This window comes from Nitratifractor sp., assembly GCF_015487065.1.
Classification (GTDB): Bacteria; Campylobacterota; Campylobacteria; order Campylobacterales; family Sulfurovaceae; genus Nitratifractor.
Genome location: NZ_WFQN01000015.1, coordinates 1 through 19,774, shown reverse-complemented (window position 1 = coordinate 19,774; position 19,774 = coordinate 1). Strand labels below are relative to the sequence as shown.

General features: G+C 57.9%; 17 protein-coding genes. 14 read left to right on the top strand and 3 right to left on the bottom strand.

The genetic code is table 11. The features are described from left to right. The first annotated feature begins 64 nt into the window (after window positions 1-64). From kdsA to F8I07_RS00820, 14 genes are all read left to right on the top strand, one after another. The gene (gene kdsA, locus F8I07_RS00885) at window positions 65-865 is read left to right on the top strand and encodes a 3-deoxy-8-phosphooctulonate synthase (protein WP_292654501.1); all 801 of its coding nucleotides are present in this window, start codon (window positions 65-67) and stop codon (window positions 863-865) included. Between the two features lie 13 nt (window positions 866-878). Continuing rightward, window positions 879-1,349, top strand: a complete 471-nt coding sequence (gene ribH, locus F8I07_RS00880; protein WP_292654499.1) for a 6,7-dimethyl-8-ribityllumazine synthase — start codon at window positions 879-881, stop codon at window positions 1,347-1,349. 112 nt (window positions 1,350-1,461) lie between these two features. Next, window positions 1,462-1,875 (top strand): transcription antitermination factor NusB, encoded by a 414-nt coding sequence (gene nusB / locus F8I07_RS00875; RefSeq protein WP_292654497.1) that lies wholly within the window; start codon window positions 1,462-1,464, stop codon window positions 1,873-1,875. A 271-nt stretch (window positions 1,876-2,146) separates the two neighbouring features. Further along, window positions 2,147-3,196, top strand: a complete 1,050-nt coding sequence (locus F8I07_RS00870; RefSeq protein ID WP_292654495.1) for a dehypoxanthine futalosine cyclase — start codon at window positions 2,147-2,149, stop codon at window positions 3,194-3,196. 124 nt (window positions 3,197-3,320) lie between these two features. Beyond that, entirely contained in the window at window positions 3,321-4,562 is a 1,242-nt protein-coding gene (locus F8I07_RS00865) for a pitrilysin family protein (protein WP_292654493.1), read from the top strand. Between the two features lie 287 nt (window positions 4,563-4,849). After that, the gene (gene recG / locus F8I07_RS00860) at window positions 4,850-6,682 is read left to right on the top strand and encodes an ATP-dependent DNA helicase RecG (RefSeq protein WP_292654491.1); all 1,833 of its coding nucleotides are present in this window, start codon (window positions 4,850-4,852) and stop codon (window positions 6,680-6,682) included. Between the two features lie 404 nt (window positions 6,683-7,086). Continuing rightward, complete coding sequence (locus tag F8I07_RS00855) at window positions 7,087-9,198, top strand: molybdopterin-dependent oxidoreductase (protein WP_292654488.1); 2,112 nt, start codon at window positions 7,087-7,089, stop codon at window positions 9,196-9,198. 248 nt (window positions 9,199-9,446) lie between these two features. Further along, the gene (locus tag F8I07_RS00850; RefSeq protein ID WP_292654485.1) at window positions 9,447-9,791 is read left to right on the top strand and encodes a YraN family protein; all 345 of its coding nucleotides are present in this window, start codon (window positions 9,447-9,449) and stop codon (window positions 9,789-9,791) included. 37 nt (window positions 9,792-9,828) lie between these two features. Continuing rightward, a complete protein-coding gene (locus tag F8I07_RS00845; RefSeq protein ID WP_292654483.1) occupies window positions 9,829-10,596 on the top strand; it encodes a phytanoyl-CoA dioxygenase family protein in 768 nt (255 codons plus the stop codon). 95 nt (window positions 10,597-10,691) lie between these two features. Continuing rightward, complete coding sequence (trxA, locus tag F8I07_RS00840; RefSeq protein ID WP_292654480.1) at window positions 10,692-11,012, top strand: thioredoxin; 321 nt, start codon at window positions 10,692-10,694, stop codon at window positions 11,010-11,012. A gap of 91 nt (window positions 11,013-11,103) precedes the next feature. Then, window positions 11,104-12,054, top strand: coding sequence for a thioredoxin-disulfide reductase (gene trxB, locus F8I07_RS00835; protein ID WP_292654477.1), 951 nt, complete (start codon window positions 11,104-11,106; stop codon window positions 12,052-12,054). Further along, window positions 12,051-12,818, top strand: coding sequence for a 4-hydroxy-tetrahydrodipicolinate reductase (gene dapB / locus F8I07_RS00830; protein ID WP_292654475.1), 768 nt, complete (start codon window positions 12,051-12,053; stop codon window positions 12,816-12,818). Before trxB ends, dapB begins: the two co-directional genes overlap by 4 nt. A 121-nt stretch (window positions 12,819-12,939) precedes the next feature. Beyond that, entirely contained in the window at window positions 12,940-14,307 is a 1,368-nt protein-coding gene (purF, locus tag F8I07_RS00825; protein ID WP_292654472.1) for an amidophosphoribosyltransferase, read from the top strand. A gap of 3 nt (window positions 14,308-14,310) precedes the next feature. Further along, entirely contained in the window at window positions 14,311-15,285 is a 975-nt protein-coding gene (locus F8I07_RS00820; RefSeq protein WP_292654469.1) for a TIGR01212 family radical SAM protein, read from the top strand. Window positions 15,286-15,334: 49 nt separating this feature from the next. On the opposite strand, the gene F8I07_RS00815 is transcribed toward F8I07_RS00820, so the two are convergent. From F8I07_RS00815 to rsmH, 3 genes are read right to left on the bottom strand one after another with little or no spacing between them, the layout of a single operon-like run. Beyond that, window positions 15,335-18,451: an efflux RND transporter permease subunit gene (locus F8I07_RS00815; RefSeq protein ID WP_292654466.1), complete on the bottom strand. Its 3,117-nt coding sequence runs from the start codon at window positions 18,449-18,451 to the stop codon at window positions 15,335-15,337. Beyond that, window positions 18,448-18,741 (bottom strand): hypothetical protein, encoded by a 294-nt coding sequence (locus F8I07_RS00810; protein ID WP_292654463.1) that lies wholly within the window; start codon window positions 18,739-18,741, stop codon window positions 18,448-18,450. The genes F8I07_RS00815 and F8I07_RS00810 overlap by 4 nt, the downstream gene beginning before the upstream one ends. Further along, window positions 18,738-19,700: a 16S rRNA (cytosine(1402)-N(4))-methyltransferase RsmH gene (gene rsmH, locus F8I07_RS00805; RefSeq protein WP_292654460.1), complete on the bottom strand. Its 963-nt coding sequence runs from the start codon at window positions 19,698-19,700 to the stop codon at window positions 18,738-18,740. The genes F8I07_RS00810 and rsmH overlap by 4 nt, the downstream gene beginning before the upstream one ends. Window positions 19,701-19,774 lie beyond the last annotated feature (74 nt).

Genomic DNA, 19,774 nt, shown 5'->3' with positions numbered 1-19,774 from the left:
TTTTGCCCCGTTTCCCGGACTTTTGGATATCATTGCGGCTAGACAAACGCCCAAGGAGACGAGGATGATTCTCATCGCAGGCCCCTGCGTCATCGAAAGCAGAGACAATATCTTTCGCATCGCCGAAGCGCTGATGCCCTATCATGAGGACTGCACCAAAGATTTCTATTTCAAAGCCAGTTTCGACAAGGCCAACCGGACCTCGCTGGAGAGCTTTCGCGGCCCCGGCCTCGAGGAGGGACTGCGGATTTTGGAGGAGGTCAAGGAGCGTTTCGGCTACGCCATCCTGACCGACATCCACCTGCCCGATCAGGCCGCTCCGGTGGCAGAGGTGGCGGATGTGCTGCAGATTCCGGCCTTTCTGTGTCGTCAGACCGATCTGCTGGTGGCTGCCGCCCAAACCTCGGCCAAGGTCAATATCAAAAAGGGGCAGTTCCTGGCGCCTCAAGCGATGGAACATTCGGTGGCCAAAGTACTGCGCACCCGGGGCTACGACGGAGCGATCGAATACAGTGCCGCCGAAAAATACGGGGTCTGGCTGACGGAGCGGGGGACGACCTTCGGCTACGGGAACCTGGTGGTGGATATGCGAAGCTTCCCCATCATGCGCCGGTTCGCTCCGGTGATCTTCGATGCGACCCATGCAGTGCAGATGCCCGCCAGCGGAGAGGCCGCCAGCGGGGGAGACAGCCGTTTCGTTTCTCCGTTGGCACGTGCGGCGGCGGGAGCGGGAACCGACGGATTCTTCTTCGAGACCCACTTCGATCCCTCCATCGCCCTGAGCGACGGCCCCAATATGATAAAATTGCAGGATCTTGAGCAGCTGATCGCACAGATCGACGCTATCCGTGCCATCGTAGAATAGACAAAGGATATTTATGAACATCATCGAAGGAAATCTCCAGGTCGACCGGAGCAAAAAGGTCGCCATCATCTCCGCCCGCTTCAACCATTTCATCACCGACCGGCTGGTGGAAGGGGCCAAAGATACCTATGCCAGACTCGGTGGCGCGGTAGAGGATCTGGATCTGATCCTGGTCCCCGGGGCTTTTGAGATTCCCTTCGCTTTGGAGCGGGCTCTGGCCTCCGGCAAATATGACGCCGTCTGCTGCCTCGGAGCCGTGATCCGCGGAGCGACCCCCCACTTCGACTATGTCTCTGCTGAAGCGACCAAAGGGATCGCCAACGTCACGCTCAAACACGGCAAGCCCGTCTCCTTCGGGGTTCTGACCGTCGACAGCATCGAACAGGCGATCGAGCGGGCCGGGACCAAAGCGGGTAACAAAGGGGGCGAGGCGATGGCCGGGCTGATCGAGATGATGAACCTCTTTAATGAATTGAGTAACTAGTAACTAGTAACGAGAAATTCGGAGAGTCTGAAAAACCGTCACCCCGGACTTGATCCGGGGTCCAGGGTTTGAAGTACGGTTTTCAGAAAAATGATTTGACGAAAGGAGTGTCATGGCGACACGGCATCAGGCACGTCGAGCGGTCGTAGGGCTGCTCTATGCCTACGATCTGGGTAACGACGGGATCGAGAAATTCAGCGAAGAGATCCTGGAGAGCGACAAGATCCGCAACAAACAGCGGGAATTTTCTCTCCGTCTTTTCCAGGGAACGGTGGAGAATCTGGAGAAGATCGACGAAGAGATCGTCAAACACCTGGAGAGCTGGGACTACTCCCAGGTGGGCAAGGTGGAAAAGGCGATCCTGCGTCTGGGAACCTACGAGATCCTGATCGAAGGAACCGACCGCCCCATCATCATCAACGAAGCGGTGGAACTGGCCAAGGAACTCGCCGACGAAAAATCGCCTCAATTCATCAACGGCGTGCTGGATGCGGTGGGCAAGCCGGCGAAAACCAGTGAGGAGTGAGATTGCGTCGTTTGTCGTTTGAACGAGGCTTTGCCTCTCTTTGTCATTTGAATTTGGTCGGCAGTCGGCAGTCGGCAGTCGGCAGAGAGAGAGTCGCAAGTCGCAAGTCGCAAGTCGCGAGAGGTATCGCCTTCAGCGACGTTATTAGTTATTGGTTATTGGTTATTGGGAGCGTTGCTAAGCAACGCATACCGAAACCATTCACCATTCACCATTCACCATTCACCGCAACTCCTCACTCCTCACTCCTCACTTATCAAAAGGGTCTCCTATGCGTATGAGCATCGACGAAGCCGTGGATCTGATCCAACACGCCGATCTCAAAGAGCTGGGCAAGATGGCCTACGCCCGGAAAAAGGAACTCCATCCCGAAGGGATCACCACCTTTGTCGTGGATCGCAACATCAACTACACCAACGTCTGCTGGGTCGATTGCAAATTCTGCGCCTTCTACCGTCACGAGAAGAATGAGGATGCCTATATCCTGAGCTTCGACGAGATCGACCGCAAGATCGAGGAGCTGCTGGAGATCGGGGGGACGCAGATTCTTTTTCAGGGCGGGGTGCATCCCAAACTGGAGATCGAGTGGTACGAGGATCTGGTGGAGCATATCCACCAAAAGTACCCCGAGATTACCATCCACGGTTTCAGTGCCATCGAGATCGACTACATCGCCCGGCGTTCCAACATCTCCATTGCAGAGGTCCTGCAGCGTCTTCATGCCAAGGGGCTGGCCTCGATCCCCGGCGCGGGGGCGGAGATCCTCTCCGATCGGGTGCGGGATATCATCGCGCCCAAGAAGCTGGACAAAGACACCTGGCTGGAGGTCCACCGCGAAGCCCACAAACTGGGAATCAAATCGACGGCGACGATGATGTACGGTACCGTGGAGACCGACCGGGAGATCGTGGAGCATTTCGATCATATCCGCCGCCTGCAGGACGAGACCGGAGGGTTCCGGGCCTTTATCATGTGGTCCTTCCAGGGGAAAAACACCGAATTGATGGAGGAGATTCCTACGATCCGCAAACAGTCGGCCAACCGCTACCTGCGGCTGCTGGCGGTGGCGCGGCTCTTCCTGGACAATGTCCCCAACATCCAGAGCTCCTGGGTGACCCAGGGCAGCTACATCGGCCAGATGGCCCTGCGCTGGGGCGCCAATGATCTGGGGAGTACGATGATGGAGGAGAACGTGGTCTCCGCCGCGGGGGCCAGCAACCGGATGAACCAGGAGGAGATGATCCGTCTGATCCGGGACATCGGCGAGATCCCTGCCAAGCGGAACACCGCTTATGAGATCCTTGAGATTTTTGACAAATGAGGAATGAGGAATGAGGAATGAGGAATTGTTGATAGGGGGGCGGTGGCTCCGCTTTTTTTTCAAACGACAAAGATCGATATTCAGAAGCTTGATAGTTACGATACTCTTTTTCCAAGGATTTGCTATGGCTGCAACCGTGATGCATGTGGAGGTTCAGGGGGTGAAGATCCCCGTTGTTTTCGAATCGGAGAAGCGCCTGCCGCTGGCGTCGATGGAGCTGGTCTTTCAAAACAGCGGATCGCTGGCCGATACGGTGCCGGGCATTGCCCGTTTCAGTGCGGCGATGCTGGGGGAGGGGACCCGCAAAGAGGGGGCGATCGCTTTCGCCGAGGCTCTGGAGAACCGGGCGGTGGAGCTGCATGCCGATGCGGGACGGGAGACCTTTGTCCTCTCGATGGAGGCGCTCAAAAGCGAGTTTGATTTCGGGCTGGAGAAGATGAAAGCCCTGCTGGCCGATCCCAATCTCACTCCCGAGAGTTTCGAAAAAGTCCGGACCCGGACCCTGGGAGAGCTGCAACAGAAAAAGAGCGATTTCGACTATATCGCCGCGACCCGACTACGCTCGATCCTTTTCGAAGGGACTCCGCTGGCTCACCCCGCTCTGGGGACGCCCGAAAGCATCCAGGGCCTGAAGCTCGAAGCGGTGCGCTCCTACCTGGAGGATCATCTCCATCTGGACAATCTCATCGTGGTCATCGGCGGAAAATTTACCCCCGCCGAGGTGGAGGCGGCGGTCAAAAAGGCTGTGGCGCCTCTCACCCGCGGTACGGTCGCGGCGATTCCCCACTTCGCCGCCAATGACAAAGAGCGCGAAACGGTCACCTACGAAGAGACCGATCAGGCCTACATCTATTTCGGTGCTCCCTATACCATGCGTGCTGACGATACTAAACGGGTCTACGGCAAAGTGGCGGCTTTTATCCTGGGCAGCGGCGGTTTCGGCAGCCGGCTCATGGAGGAGGTGCGGGTCAAACGCGGCCTGGCCTACTCCGCCTACGGCCGTCTGGTGACCAACCGGACCCACAGCTATTTCAGCGGCTATCTCCAGACCAAGATCGCCAGCGGTGACGAAGCGAAAAAGGTGGTCAAAGAGGTGGTAGATACTTTCCTCTCCCACGGCGTAACAGCCGACGAGCTGGAGAGTGCCAAAAAGTTCTTCCTGGGGAGCGAACCGCTGCGTACCGAGACGCTGGCCCAGCGGATGAGCCGGGCTTTTCGGGAGTATTATGACGGCCTGGGGCTGGGCTGGTCCGCCAAAGAGCTGGAGATGATCCGGCAGATGAAGCTCGAGGATCTCAACGCCTTCATCAAAGCCCATCCGGAGATCGGAAAGCTCAGCTGGTCGATTGTGACGAAAAAGAAATAGTTATTGGTTATTGGTATATTAGTGTATTGGTGAGAGATGAAGAGAAGAGAGCATTTTCTTTTTCTGAAATGACGTTGTGTCATTCTCTGCTTCGGTGTTGCCGTTTCCTGCTAAGATCATGGAAATAGAGTGTTCTGAAAAACATCCGGTTTCATTCGATAGCTCTGGCAGTCGCAAACGCAAGCGCCCGTTTCACGGGTTGAGTGCTCCTTTGTCGCCATCGAATGAAACCTCTCTTATACGTTATTCAGAGGGCTCAATAGCGATCCCTATATGAAGGAGTTCCGATGGAAGAGGCGGAAGCGAAGGCCCTCTTTCGCAAACTGAAGATCCGCACTCTGCTGGATCTGGCCCTGCTTCTGCCAAGCTCCTATGAGGATACCCGCCTGAGCCCCCGGATCGAAGCGGGCAAGACCCAAACCTTCGAGGCGGAAGTGACCGATCGGCAGATCCGGGGAGGGCGGATGCAGGTGCGTTTTCGGCTTCCGGCCCTCGGTCGGCAGATCACCGGACAGTTTTTCAAAGCGACCCCCTACCATCAGCGCCTCTTCGAACCGGGGAGCCGCCATGTGATCCACGGCAAGGTGACCCTCTACAACCACTGGCCCCAGATCGCCCAGCCCCGCTCCCTCAAAGAGTACGGCCGGATCCTCCCCCGCTACAAAAGCGCCCTCAAAGAGAGTGAGATCCGGGCGCTGATCGGTACCTATGTCACCGAACGAAACCTCTATGCCGAGGGGCTGGAGAGCCGGGAGGTGCAGTTGCTGATGCGACGACACTTCCCTGATGAGTATGCCGGGGCAGGCGAGCTCTCGGCCACGCCGGCAGGTGAAGAGCTGGAACGGCTCAAATTTATCGAAGCCTTCAACCACCTGAAGAAGCTCCGATCCAAACGCCGGGAGTTTCCGGCTCTCAAGGCCCTGAAAGCATCGCCGAAGCCTTTTATCGACAAACTTCCCTTTACCTTGACGGAGGATCAACGGCACGTTATCGAAGCGATCCGTTTGGATCTGGCACGAGAAGAGCGGGCCGCCCGCCGGATGATCATCGGGGATGTGGGCAGCGGCAAGACCATGGTAATTCTGGCTGCCGCCACGATGGCCGGCAAAGAACGTGCGATTCTCATGGCCCCCACCTCGATCCTGGCCCAACAGCTCTATGAAGAGGCCTGTAAACATCTGCCGGAGGAGCTGGAGACGGCCCTGGTGATGCAGGGGCGAATGGAGGGCGATTACCGAGAGGCCGACTTCATCATCGGCACCCACGCGCTGCTCTATCTGGAGGATCTGCCTGAAGCGGCCCTGGTGATGGTGGATGAGCAGCACCGCTTCGGCACCCGGCAGCGGGCGATGCTGGAGGCGTTGGTGAGCCAGGGGGAGCGGCGTCCCCACTACCTGCAGTTCTCCGCCACCCCCATCCCGCGGACCCAGGCGATGATGGAGTCGGAGCTCATCGACGTCAGCCTCATCACCCAGACCCCCTTCGAGAAAACGATCCACTCCCGCGTCATCGGACGTAGCGATTTTCCCGAACTTCTGAAGCACATCGAGTCGGAGTTGGAACAGGAGCATCAGGTGCTCATTGTCTATCCGCTGGTGGAGGAGAGCGAGGAGATTCCCTATCAGTCCATCGACGAGGCGCGGGGATTCTGGGAGAAGCGCTTCGAGGGGGTCTATGTGACCCACGGCCGCGACAAAAATAAAGAAGAGGTGCTTCTGGAGTTCAGGGAACGGGGCAGGATCCTGCTGGCGACCACGGTCATCGAAGTGGGAATCAGCCTGCCGCGGCTCAGCACCGTCGTGATCGTGGGGGCCGAACGGCTGGGACTGGCGACGCTCCATCAGCTGCGGGGACGGGTGGGACGCAACGGTCTGGAGAGCTGGTGCTTCCTCTATTCTCATCAACCGGACAACGAGCGACTCACAAAATTCTGCCGGACTCGCAGCGGTTTCGAGATCGCCTGCCTCGATCTGGCCTATCGTAACAGCGGGGATATCGTGGACGGGACGATCCAGAGCGGACAGAAGTTCCGCTGGCTGGATCTGGCGGAGGACGAGGCGATCATCGCAGAAGCCCGGGCGAGGCTGGGAGCCAAGGTTCCGATAGAGGGAGAACTCTAAGGGAAACTTGGTTACAAACTAAATGATATTTCCGAAGATGGATGGAGGAGTACCGTCATCCTGAACTTGATTCAGGATCTACGGTTGTACAGTTATTCGAAGCCCGTTTTTTTCCGGACTCGATCCGAATGGACGGGAATTTTTCGCGGACTTTATTGAGAAGCCGAGTAGGGTACTCTGAAAACAACCGGTTTCACTCGATAGCTCTGGCAGTCGCTAATGAGAAGCGTAAATGGAGGACAACTGCTTGTCCTCCATCGCTTCGGAACCGTAACGGTCGGAGCGTAGCGAAGTCGTGGAGGCTGCGTACCCCTTCGGGGCAAGCGCTCCTTTGTCGCCATCGAATGAAACCTCACTGAGATATTCTTCAGTGATAAGAGATTTTATGGAGAGCGAGAGAGTTCATGGAGCAAAAAGTCGAACGCAAAGAGATCGAAAGTGTCTGCACCTATTGCGGGGTGGGGTGCGATATCACCGGGGTTGTCGAAGAGAACCGAATTGTCAAGGTCTATGCCCAGAAAGACGGGGTAGTCAGCCAGGGCAAGCTCTGCATCAAGGGCAAATACGGCTACGACTTCGTCGAGGCGAGGGATCGGATCCGTCGGCCGAGGGTGCGCAAAAGTTTTCTGGAACGCCATCCTGAGCTGGCGGCCCGGTATCGGGAGAGACTGGAGGAGCTGGATGCGGAGTGGATGGTGACGGACCTGGAGACCGCCACGGATCTGGCGGCGGCGAAACTGGCCGAGATCCGGGAGCGACACGGCAGCCACAGTTTCTGCGCCATCGGCGGAGCGCGTACCAGCTGCGAGAGCGCCTACTCCTTTCAGAAATTCTGCCGCGAAACCATGGGATCGCCCCACGTGGACAACTGCGCCCGGGTCTGCCACTCCCCCAGCCTCAAGGGGATGCGGGCCACCATCGGCGAGGGAGCGGCCACCAACCCCTACAACGACATCTACGAAACGGAGTTTATGATCGTCATCGGCTCCAACACCATCGAAGCCCATCCCATCATCGCCAACCGAATCGTCGACGTCGCCCGTACCCAGAACAATCTGGCGGTGATCGACGTGCGCCGGACCAAGCTGGCCAAACTGGCCAAACACGACTGCATCATCCCCTTCGAAGCCAATCTGCTGATCCTCAATATGATGGCCTATGTGATTCTGGAGGAGGAGCTCTATGACAAGGAGTTCGTCGCCAACCGGACCAAAAATTTCGAGGAGTACCGCCAAAAGATCCTTGCCGATCCCTATGCCGATCCCGCCTTCTTCAAGCAGGTGGAGGGGTATGAGTATCTGGCCAAGATGATCCCCAACATCGCCCGGGAGTATGCGGTCAAACGTTCCATGATCTTCTGGGGGCTCGGGATCACCGAACATCTGGACGGCTCCTATGCCGTCATGGCTCTGACCCATCTGGCGCTTCTGACGGGCAATATCGGCAAGACCGGGGCCGGGCTCATGCCCCTGCGGGGTCAGAACAACGTCCAGGGGGCCTGCGACATGGGGTGTCTGCCCTACTACGCTCCCGATTACAAAGCCCCCAAAGAGGTGGGGCTGATGACCCCACAGCTCATCGACGCCATGGAGCGGAGCGAGATCAAAGCGCTGCTCAATATGGGGGAGGATATCGCCCACATTCACCCCAATCTGGGCAAGATCGACCGGGCCCTGAACAACCTGGAGTTTCTGATGGTCCAGGAGCTCTTCATGACCGAGATCGCCCAAAGAGCCGATATCGTCGTGGGGGTCAAATCGGCCTACGAAAAGACCGGGGTCTATATCAACGCCATGCGTCGGCTCCACCTCTCCCAGCCCCTGGTGGAGAGCGATCTGCCCGACGACTGGGAGGTGCTCAGACTGATGGCAAGCAAACTGGGTGACGAAGAGAATTTCGATTTCGCCGACAGCGAAGCGGTCTGGAACGAGGTGCGTCGTGTGGCACCGGAGCGTTTCAGCGGGGCCGCCTACTACCGGTTGAAACGCCACCGCAAGCGGGGGATGCAGTGGCCCATCTATCACGAGGATACGCCGATTCTGCATCTGTTGGACTTCCGGACCGAGGACGGCCTGGGGCGTTTTGTCTACCATCCGTGGCAAAAGCGGGGAATGGTGGAGGAGATTCTGGAGGGGCGTTTCTACAGGGACTCTCTGGAGGGCTACTACCTCACCACAGGCCGAACTCTGGCCCATTACAACAACGCCGCCCAGACCAAGCGAAGTCGGCGTCTGGAGACCCGCTACGACGAAGATCTGCTGGTGGCCAATCCCGAGGAACAGGAGCGTTTCGGAGAGCGGGTGATCTTGCGCTCCGAGCACGGAGAGAGCGAAGCGCTCCGGGTGGTCTACAGCGACGGAATACGCCCCCGGACTCTCTTTTGTACCTTTCACCACGCCAAGAGCCGGATCAACGCCCTCTTCGGCGACGAGTCGGATGAGCTGATCCTCACCGCCCGCTTCAAATCGGTCCGGGTGGAGGTGATCCCGGTGGGAGAGGAGTGGGGCGGAAGCTAAAGGGATTTTGGATGATGGATGATGGATTTTGAATTTTAGAGTGTAGCGTGGGATTGCTATCCCACGATCTATTCGATGAATGGTGATTGATGAATGATGAATGGTTTCGGTGTGTGTTGCTATGCAACACTTTTTTAGGAAGCGGGTATTCATTCCCGCCAGGCAGGGCCAAAACTCTACCCCAATATACCAATACACTAATATACGAATAACCCGCAGCTGCTTTGCAGCCGCGCCAAAGGAGCCCCATGAAACGCAACCTCCTGCGACAGTTCGGCAACGAAAGTGAAGAGCTGGCGACCCGTTTTCTGGAGGAGGCGGGGTTTCGGATCGTCGAGCGCAACTACTACGCCCGGAAGCTGGGAGAGATCGATATCGTGGCGCAGAAAGAGGGGGTACTACATTTCGTGGAGGTCAAAAGCGCCGGGGCCGACTTCGATCCGGTCTACAACTTGACGCCGACGAAGCTGCGGCGGGTGATCAATTCGGCCCACTACTATCTCAAGGAGAAGCAACTCGATCTCCCCTTTTGCATCGATGCCTTGATCATCCGCAGAGGGGAAGTGGAGCTGATCGAGAATCTGACGCTGTAAGCGGCGTCTTCAATCAATTAAACAGGAAGGAGAAAAAGTGTCCATCAATCTGGAGTGGAACGAGGCGCAGGTTCGGGAGTTTGAGGAGAAGGGGTATCTGCTCTTCCGGGGGGCGGTGGATCCCGAGCGCTGTGATGCGATCCGGGAGATCTCCGAAGTCCATCTAAGACATCGGATCCCTCCGGTGGAGCTGGAGTCGGAGTATATCGGGATCGATCACGAGCCCTACCGCCGGACGATCCGGCGGCTTCGGCAGGTCTATCGACGGGATATTCTCTTCCGCGAGTGGATGGAAGAACCTGCCATCCGTCCGCTTCTGGCCCGCCTGCTGGGTGAGATGCCGATTCTGGTCACCGCCCATCACAACTCGGTCATGACCAAGATGCCCGCCACCAGCACTCACACCCGCTGGCACCGGGACCAGCGCTACTGGCACTACCGGGACAACCGCCTCTTGAGTGTCTGGCTGGCTCTGGGACGGGAGGACAGCCAAAACGGCGTTCTGGAGTTTATCCCCGGATCCCACCGAATGGAGTTTCCTTCGGAATCTTTCGACGAGAAGGAGTTTTTCCGCGACGATTACGCCCCCAACCGGGAGTGGATCGACAAACGCGAGAGTTTTGTGCTGGAAAAGGGAGACCTGATTCTCTTTCATGCCAGTCTGCTGCATCAGGCGGGCTCCAACGGGAGCGATGCGCCCAAATTCTCCCTGGTCTATACGGTACGGGCGGCCGGAAATCTGCCGCTGGAGGGGACGCGCTCCTCTCTCTACGAAGAGATTCCGCTTCCTCCCGTGACACCCTAGAACAAATCGGAATATTTTTGTCCGATTTGTGCAGAATTTTTCGGGAAACTGGGTATAATCTCGTACCTCAACATCACGATACAAAGGATTGACAGATGGGTAAATACATCGAACTGACCAAAGACAATTTCGACGAGACGATCAAAGAGGGCGTCGCCCTGGTGGACTTCTGGGCCCCCTGGTGCGGACCCTGCCGCATGATCGCTCCCGTCATCGAAGAGCTGGCCGAAGAGTACGACGGCAAAGCGAAAATCTGCAAAGTCAACACCGACGAAGAGCAGGAGATCGCCGTCAAATACGGTATCCGTTCCATCCCCACGATCCTCTTCTTCAAAAACGGAGAGCTGGTCGATCAGATGGTCGGCGCCGCCGGTAAGCAGGTCTTTGCCGAGAAGCTCGACGCGCTGCTGGCCTAAAGATGCCTTGAGGCCCCTCGGGGTCTTTGGGAAATTTGGATCAGTCCGTCGAAGCGGGTTGATCCAAGTTTTGTAGCGAAAAGGGGAGAAGATGCTCGATTGTGCCATTATCGGGGGAGGGCCTGCCGGATTGACCGCTGGGCTCTATGCCACCCGCGGAGGCCTCAAAGAGGTCGTCATGTACGAAATGGGGATGCCCGGCGGGCAAATCACCCAGAGCAGCGAAATCGAAAACTATCCCGGCGTCTTTCGGGAGGAGCCGCCGCTGACGGGGATGGAGCTCATGGAACCCTGGCCGGGGCAATGCATGCACTTCGGCCTGAAACACGAGATGAAAGAGGTCCAACGCGTCTGGAAAGAGGGGGATCACTTTGTTGTCGATCTCGGCAAGGAAAGCGTGGAAGCCAAAACGGTGATCGTCTGTACCGGATCCACCCCCAAACGGGCCGGTTTCAAGGGGGAGGAGGAGTTCCTCGGGCGCGGGGTCAGCACCTGCGCCACCTGTGACGGCTTTTTCTACAAGGACAAAGAGGTGGCCGTTCTTGGCGGTGGCGATACGGCCCTGGAGGAGGCACTCTATCTGGCCAATATCTGCTCCAAAGTCTACGTGATCCATCGCCGTGACAGTTTCCGTGCAGCTCCGCCGACGGTGGAGCGTGTCAAAAGGAATGAAAAGATCGAGTTCATCCTCAATGCCACTGTCGAAGAGGCCTTTGGGGATGCGACGGGTCTGCAGGGAGTGAAAATTGCCTTCACCGACGGTCGGGAGCCGATGGAACTGAAAGTCCCCGGGCTTTTCGTCTTTGTGGGCAACAACGTCAACAACAAGGTCCTTCAGCAGGAGGACGGCAGCTTCCTCTGTGAAGTCAACGAACAGGGGCAGGTGGTCGTGGATCTCAATATGCGCACCTCGCTTCCCGGACTTTTCGCGGCGGGAGATCTGCGCATCGACGCGGCCAAGCAGGTAGTTTGCGCTGCTGGCGACGGAGCGATTGCGGGGATGCAGGCCCTTCACTATATTCAGGAGCATGAACTGATATGATCAAAACAGGAATTTTGGGAACGACAGGGCGGATGGGTGCCCACCTGATCAAAAATGTCACAGAGGACGAGCATCTCGAGCTGGCGGCGGTACATGTCTACGACGAGCTGAAGCAGGAGCTGCCCGAGAGTGTGCTGGTCACCAACAGCATCCCCGAACTGCTCAAAGCGTGCGATGTGGTGATCGACTTTTCCGCTCCGGCAGCGACCCAGGAGCTCTGCGAAGCCGCCATGGAAAACCCCACGGCACTGGTGATCGCTACCACGGGCCTGACGGTCCATCAGCAGAATCTCATCGAGGAGGCGGCCCAGAAGATGCCGGTCCTCTATGCCTCCAACATGTCCGCCGGGATCGCTCTGCTCAAACAGCTGGTGGAGAAGGTCGCCGCCACGCTCAAGGATTTTGATATCGAGATCGTGGAGATGCATCACCGCTACAAGGTGGACGCTCCCAGCGGCACGGCGTTGACCCTGGCGGAGCATGCGGCCAAAGGACGGGGCCTGGAGCTTGAGAAAGTGCGTGTCAGCGGCCGGGACGGCCAGATCGGCCCCCGCACCAAGGATGAGATCGCCGTCATGGCTCTGCGAGGCGGGGATATCGTGGGACGCCACACCGTCGGCTTCTACAACGACGGTGAGTTTATCGAACTGACCCACACCGCCACCAGCCGGGAGACCTTCTCCAAAGGGGCCGTTCGTGCCGCCAAGTGGCTGGTGGGCCAAGAGCCGGGTCTCTACAGTATCAACGACTGCCTCGGTATCTGAGATTAATGAGAAATGAGAAAACAGAAATGAGATATTTCGAAAAACAGATGGTGGTTGCAAACGCCATCGACGCTTCACTCTTCATTCTTCACTCTTCATTTGTCTCCGAAGGAGACGCCTGATGTGTGCCGTTGTCGGAGTCTACGGGAGCGATACCGCTGCCAAAATCGCCTATTACGCCCTCTTTGCCATGCAGCATCGCGGCCAGGAGTCCTCGGGGATCAGCAGCGCCGACGGAGAAAAGATCACGCTGATCAAAAACCGCGGTCTGGTCACGGAAGTCTTTGACGAGGAGAGCTTTTCTCTGCTGCAGGGTCGGTGCGCCATCGGTCACAACCGCTACTCCACCGCCGGCAAAGATTCGGTCCTGGACGCCCAGCCGGTCTTTGCCCGCTACAAACTGGGGGAGATCAGCGTCGCCCACAACGGCAACCTGGTCAACAAGCAGGAGGTTCGCAATCGGCTGATCGATCGGGGGGCCATTTTCCAGACCGATATGGATACAGAGAACATCGTCCATCTCATCGCCAAGAGCCAGGAGGATCACCTGATCGACCGGATCAAGGATATGCTGACCAAGATCGAGGGGGCCTACTGCCTGATCATTCAGAGTCGCTCCAAGATGTTCGTCATCCGTGACCGCTTCGGGATCCGCCCCTTGAGTCTGGGACGCCTGCCCGACGGCGGATATATCGCCGCCAGCGAAACCTGCGCCTTCGATCTGGTGGATGCGGAGTTCATCCGGGATGTGCGTCCCGGAGAGATGCTCATCTTCGAGGAGGGCAGAGAGCCTGTCAGCGAGCAGATCTTCGAGCCCGACTACCGCCCCTGCGCTTTCGAATACATCTATTTCGCCCGTCCCGACAGTATCATCGACGGGAAGAACGTCTACGAGACCCGGGTCAAGATGGGACGCAATCTGGCCAAAGAGCAGCCTGCCGACGTGGATCTGGTTCTGCCGGTCCCCGACAGCGGCGTCGCGGCGGCCATGGGATTCGCCGAGGGGCAGGAGATCCGCTTCGAGATGGGGATTGTGCGCAACCACTACGTGGGACGGACCTTTATCGAACCGACCCAGCAGATTCGGGATCTCAAAGTCAAGCTCAAGCTCTCTCCCATCAAATATCTCATCGAAGGGAAGCGGGTGGCCATTGTCGACGACTCCCTGGTGCGGGGAACTACCTCCCGCCAGATTGTGAGGATGCTGCGCCAAGCGGGAGCGAAAGAGGTGCATATGCGCATCGCCGCCCCCGAGATCAGGTTCCCCTGCCGCTACGGGATCGATACCCCGACGCAGGCGGAGCTCATCTCGACCCGCTACACTCCCGAAGAGATCGCCGAGTATATCGGGGCCGACAGTGTGGGCTTCCTCTCGGTAGAAGGGCTGGTGGATGCCCTGGGCCGTGACCGAAACTACTCTCTTGTCAGTTTCGATGGGAATTATTTCGCCGGAGGCTGCGCCGAATCGACCAACTGCAGCGGGGAGTGATTGTTGGCCTACGGCAAAGATTTCAAACCCCTCTACACCTATGGTCGATATCTCAGGGAGCGCTTCGGTGAGCGGGTGCGCAAGGTTCCGGTAGGCCTCAGCGGCTTCACCTGTCCCAATATCGACGGTACCGTCGCCAAAGGGGGCTGCACCTTTTGCCTCAACGAATCCTTCAGCCCCAATCTGGCCCAAAACGCCGGCAAGACCTTCCTCCATCTCCATTCGCCCTCCAATCCGATTCTCGACAAGCAGCTCAGGGAGCTCCACGAACAAATCACCCATACTCAGGAGTTTTTTCGCCGCAAAGAAGGCGTGCGGAAGTTTCTGGTCTATTTCCAGGCCTTTACCAACACTTACGCCCCTTTCGAAACCCTCCAAACGCTCTACGATCGGGCACTGCACTACCCAGGCGTGGTGGGACTGAGTATCGGCACCCGCAGTGACAGCGTCACCGACGAGACCCTGGAGTATCTAGCGGAGCTCTCCCGGGAGTATGAGATCTGGATCGAGTACGGGATCCAGTCGATCTACGACGAGACCCTGCGCCGCATCAACCGGGGGCACGACGCTCTGAACGTGGAGCAAGCGATCAAAAAGGCCAAAGCCGCCGGACTCAAAGTCTGCGGCCATCTGATCTTCGGTTTGCCGGGGGAGAGCCAGGCGATGATGCTCGATTCGGCCAAAGCCGCCTACGACTGGGGAATCGACTCGGTCAAATACCACCCCCTCTATGTGGTCAAACAGACTCTGCTGGCTAACGAATACAAACGGGGCGAATTCACCCCCATCAGCCGAGAAGAGTATCTGGAGGTTCTGATAGAAGCGCTCCGTCTCAAACCCGAGCACGTCAGCATCCAACGCGTCACCGCCGGGATCCAAGACGAGACGCTGTTGGCCCCCGCCTGGTGCGGCGAGTCGAAGAACCGGCAGATGGCCGCTATTCGTGAGGCGCTTGAAAGCGCGGGGATGTGCCTGTAGGGATTTTGGGTTTTGGATTTTGGATTTTGAATCGTGATTGTTCTACCCACTACGAACTACGCACTCTATAAATCACCGCATACATTAGCGGCACATAGATGAGGTTGAGCACCGTCGCCCAGGCGACGCCGTAGCCCAGGCTGACCGCCATGGGCTGGATGATCAGCGATTGGCCGCTGGCGAAAAAGATCAAGGTCAGCAGGCCCAGGACCGTTGTCAGCGAGGTGAGGAAGATGGGGCGTAGGCGCATGCCGGCGCGCAGGACCATCTCGTCGTAGTCTTTGGAACCCCGGACGAAATCGAGCATGATCAGTGCGTCGTTGACCACCACCCCGGCCAGCCCCACCATCCCCATGACTCCGGGAAGCGTCAGGTTGATCCCCATGATCCAGTTGCCCAGCAGTGCCCCCAGGATCGAAAGGGGAATCACCGAAATGGTGATCAGCGGCAGGATAAGCGAATTGAACATCCAGACCAGGGCGATGAAGATCAGGAAGAGGGCGATCACCGCCGCTTCGGACATCTCCCGGCGAACCTGGCGGTTTTCTTTCTCTTCCCCTTTGATAATCACCTTGATACCGGAGTGGCGGAGCTCCTGGATGAGGGGGCGGAGCCGCTCCATCACTTCGCTGGGGAGGACCTTTTTCTTGTCAGTCAGCGCCGTGACGGTCCAGACCCGTTCGCCGTCTTCCTTGTAGATCTTGAGCATGCTCTTTTTGTAGAGGAAATCGGCGATATCTTTCAGAGCGACGTTTCGCTTCCCGTCGGGGGTGCGGACCCGTAAGGATGCGATATCGACCTGTCGATCGCGACGGGGGTCCTCCAGGCGGATCCGTACCAGGCCCTTGCGGTCGAACATCTTGCCGTATTCGGCATCGAGATAGAGCCCCCGGAGGATGGCCACGAGATTTTGCTCGTCAAATCCCAGTTTCTTTCCGTATTCGTTGACGCGAAGTTTGAGCTCCATAGGGCCCTCTTTGGCATTGTCGGCGATATCTTCCACCCCGGGGATTTTATGCAGTGCTTTCTCCAACTTTGCCAGAGCGGCAAAGGCCTGTTGATTGTCGGGAGTGGAGACGCCGATCTCGATATCGTGGCCGACGATCCCCGCCTGGGGGACGAATGCGGTGAGCTCTTCGTAGAGGGGCTTGTCGGTGGAGAGACGGAGCCCCTTGTATCGGGCCAGGACCTTCTGGGCCCGTTTGAGGATCTCCTGGGCACTGTGGGTGCGGATCATGTCGTGAGAATCGTACTCCAAAGAGAGGATCGGGTTGATGTACCGGTCGAAGAAGTTTTCGGGTTTGCGTTCGTGGAGGTTGAGGAAGATCTGGAAAAGGTTCTCCCCCTTTTCAAAGGATTGGTCGGGGTTGAATTTGAGTCCGACGATGGAGGTGACGGAGGCGACGTCGGTACCGTTGAACTCGCGCAGAAGATCCCGCTCGATGCGCCCCAGGTACTTTTCGGTATCCTCCAGCCGGTTGTTCACATCCACCTTGCCGCTGATGTAGATCTGACTGGCGTCAAAAGCCGGGAAGAGCTGGAATTTGCTGAGTTTGAGCATGCCGACGGTGGCTAGGATAATGGCACTTACCATGACAAGCAGCGAGAGTTTTTTATGATGCAGAAGCGCGCGGAGGAGTCTCTGATACCCGGCGACCGCTCCGTCCCAGAAAGGGCTGGGTTCATGGTGGTCGATGCGGTGGCCGAGGCTGAAGAGCTCCTTGGCGTGCAGCGGCAGGAAATAGAAGGCTTCGAAGAGGGAGCTGAGCAGCAAAATGGTGATCATCACCGGCAGCACCTTCATGAAGATCCCCAGCTGCCCGCTCATGATCAGCAGGGGCAGAAAGGCGAAGACCGTGGTCATGGTGGCGGTGGCGACGGCGGGGAACATCTCCACCGATCCCTCCAGCGCCGCTTCTTTCGGTGGCTTACCCATCTCCAGGTGGCGGTAGATGTTTTCGGCCACGACGATCGCTTCATCCACCAGCATTCCCAGGGCGATGAGGGCTCCCAGCATCGTCAGCATATTCATACTGTAGCCCAGCATCTCGGCGGCGATCAGGGCGATGAAAAAGCTGGTGGGAATCCCCAGCGCCACCACCAGGCCGATCCGCCAGTTGACACTGAGAAAGAGGGCGGTAAAGACCAGGATCAGGCCGAAGAAGATGTTGGAGCTGACGAGGTTGATCCGGTTCTTGATCCAGATGGAGGTGTCGGTATAGACCTGGAAGGTCAGGTCGGGATAGCGCTTGGCGAATTGGTGGAGCAGTTGGCGGATCTGGCGGCTCAGGGCGATGGCGTTGCCCGAGGCGGTTTTGGTGAGGTTGAGGGAGATGTTCTGCCGGCCGTTGAAGTGGGAGATCTCCAGCGGAGTACTCAGACCGAAACGGACGGTGGCCACGTCGCCCAGGCGGATCCGCTTGCCGCCTATGCCCAGGATCGTATCGCGAATCTTAGCGGCTTCCTTCTCGCCGTTGATGGTCGAGAGGTAGAACTCTTTGCCTTTGGCTTTGAAGGTCCCGGCAGGATAGATGGAACTGAGCCCCTGAATCGCCTGGTAGAAGAGGGACTTGGGGATCCCGTAGGCTTCCAGCTTCTTCTCGTCGATCTCGATCTTGAGTTCCCGGTCGGCGTCGCCCCGGATGTCGATACTGTTGAGGGCTTTGAATTTGGCCAGGCGGCTCTTGAGGGCTTTAGCCGCCTCCAGCAATTCCTCCCGGGGCACTTCCCCCGAGACGGCGATGAGTAGCAGGGGAAAGCGGTGGATGATGACCCGGGCGACGGGCTCGTCCATATCCGCCGGCAGATCCCGCCGCACCTCGGCGATCACATCCTTGACGTCGTTGAGGACCAATTGCTTGTCGGCGCCGGGTTTGATATCGGCGGTGATGGAGAAGGAGCCGTTTTGAATGACGGTATCGATGTCGCTGATATTGTCGACGCTTTTGAGATCGTCTTCGATGGTTTTGACCGCCATTTTGTCCAGGATGTCGGCGCTGCTTCCGGGATAACCGCCGGTGATGGAGATCTTTTCCAGGTCGGCGGGAGGGAAGATCTCTTTGGGGATCTTCTGGTAGGCGAAGAGGGCCATGACCATGACCAGGATAAAAAGGATATGGTTGAGGATCGGCCGGTCGAGGGCGAAGGAGACGATGCGCCGAATCATTGTGCGGATTCCCCAGGAGGAGTCTCTTCATTGCCGTTGTCGTCGAGATTAAAGAGAGTATCGGCGATTTTGACCTTGTATTTGAGACGCTCCACATGGAGCTGCAGGATGCTGTGCTCCTCTTTGAGGGCCGCCACCTCCGTCGTGAGTTTGTTGATGGTGCGGCTCTCCCGGTAGATTCGGTTGCTCAGATAGACCTTGACCAAGGCCAGGATCACCACGATGGTCATAGCGATCAGGGCGATACTGAGGGTCCCGCCGGTGATCCCCCGGGGCGGTCGGCGCTTCATGATGCCTCTCCTGCCTCTTTGAAGCGAAAGCTGCGGAGTTTGGCGCTGCGGCTTCGGGGGTTGATCCGCTGCTCTTCGGGGGTGGCGACGAAGGGTTTGCGGCTCAGCTCCCGGCCCAGGGCATGACCCCCGCCGCAGGTACAGCGGGGAGCCTCGGGTGGGCAGATGCACTCACGGCTCCAGCGCCGGAAGCGGCTCTTGACCAGGCGGTCCTCCAGGGAGTGGAAGGTGATCAGCGAGACAATCGCGCCGGCAGGTCGGGCGCTCTCCAGAGCATCCAGGAGGCGTTCGATCTCCCCCAGCTCGTCGTTGACCTCGATGCGGATCGCCTGAAACATCTGGGTCGCCGGGTGGGTCTTTCCTTTGCCACGCAGGATCCGTTTGCCCAGCTCCGCCAGTTCCCGGGCGCTTACGATGGGGCGGTTTTTCCGTTCGGTGACAATTGCTTCGGCCAGTTGCCGGGCGCGGGAAATCTCCCCATACTCCCGAAAAAGATATTCCAGACGCTCTGCCGAGTAACTGTTGACCACTTCGTAGGCGCTGAGAGATGCTTCGGGATTCATCCGCATATCCAGGGTGTCACTCTCGAAGGAGAAGCCCCGTTCCCGTTTGTCCAATTGGAGGGAGCTGACGCCGAAGTCGGCCAGAACCGCCGCTACGGGCTCCTGCCCCAGGAGTGTAGGGAGTACTTCGGAAAAAGAGCCCCGCAGCAGCCGGACCCGTTCCCCGTAGGGAGCCAGGTGTTCCTGCGAAAAGTCCAGAGCTTCGGGATCCCGGTCGATGCCGATGAGCTGCAGGTGGGGATGGGCTTCCAGCAGCGCGGCACTGTGGCCGGCATAGCCCAGGGTGCAGTCGATCAGTATCCCCGCTTCCAGCGAGGCGAAGCTCTCCAGGACCTGGGGAAGGAGGACAGGAATATGAGGGGATTTTTTGCTGTTTGAACTGCTGTTTGGGCTCATGGTCGCTTTCATGCCGAAAAAGTGACGTTATCATACCAAAATTGTCGTTTTTCTTTTCTATATTTTTTAACATA

Excerpts from the sequence above, each read along its gene's own strand:
- ribH (WP_292654499.1), top strand. The coding sequence starts at position 879 with ATGAACATCATCGAAGGAAATCTCCAGGTCGACCGGAGCAAAAAGGTC.
- F8I07_RS00865 (WP_292654493.1), top strand. The coding sequence starts at position 3,321 with ATGGCTGCAACCGTGATGCATGTGGAGGTTCAGGGGGTGAAGATCCCC.
- trxB (WP_292654477.1), top strand. The coding sequence starts at position 11,104 with ATGCTCGATTGTGCCATTATCGGGGGAGGGCCTGCCGGATTGACCGCT.
- nusB (WP_292654497.1), top strand. The coding sequence starts at position 1,462 with ATGGCGACACGGCATCAGGCACGTCGAGCGGTCGTAGGGCTGCTCTAT.
- F8I07_RS00850 (WP_292654485.1), top strand. The coding sequence starts at position 9,447 with ATGAAACGCAACCTCCTGCGACAGTTCGGCAACGAAAGTGAAGAGCTG.
- recG (WP_292654491.1), top strand. The coding sequence starts at position 4,850 with ATGGAAGAGGCGGAAGCGAAGGCCCTCTTTCGCAAACTGAAGATCCGC.
- dapB (WP_292654475.1), top strand. The coding sequence starts at position 12,051 with ATGATCAAAACAGGAATTTTGGGAACGACAGGGCGGATGGGTGCCCAC.
- F8I07_RS00855 (WP_292654488.1), top strand. The coding sequence starts at position 7,087 with ATGGAGCAAAAAGTCGAACGCAAAGAGATCGAAAGTGTCTGCACCTAT.
- purF (WP_292654472.1), top strand. The coding sequence starts at position 12,940 with ATGTGTGCCGTTGTCGGAGTCTACGGGAGCGATACCGCTGCCAAAATC.
- F8I07_RS00870 (WP_292654495.1), top strand. The coding sequence starts at position 2,147 with ATGCGTATGAGCATCGACGAAGCCGTGGATCTGATCCAACACGCCGAT.
- F8I07_RS00815 (WP_292654466.1), bottom strand. The coding sequence starts at position 18,451 with ATGATTCGGCGCATCGTCTCCTTCGCCCTCGACCGGCCGATCCTCAAC.
- F8I07_RS00810 (WP_292654463.1), bottom strand. The coding sequence starts at position 18,741 with ATGAAGCGCCGACCGCCCCGGGGGATCACCGGCGGGACCCTCAGTATC.
- trxA (WP_292654480.1), top strand. The coding sequence starts at position 10,692 with ATGGGTAAATACATCGAACTGACCAAAGACAATTTCGACGAGACGATC.
- rsmH (WP_292654460.1), bottom strand. The coding sequence starts at position 19,700 with ATGAGCCCAAACAGCAGTTCAAACAGCAAAAAATCCCCTCATATTCCT.
- kdsA (WP_292654501.1), top strand. The coding sequence starts at position 65 with ATGATTCTCATCGCAGGCCCCTGCGTCATCGAAAGCAGAGACAATATC.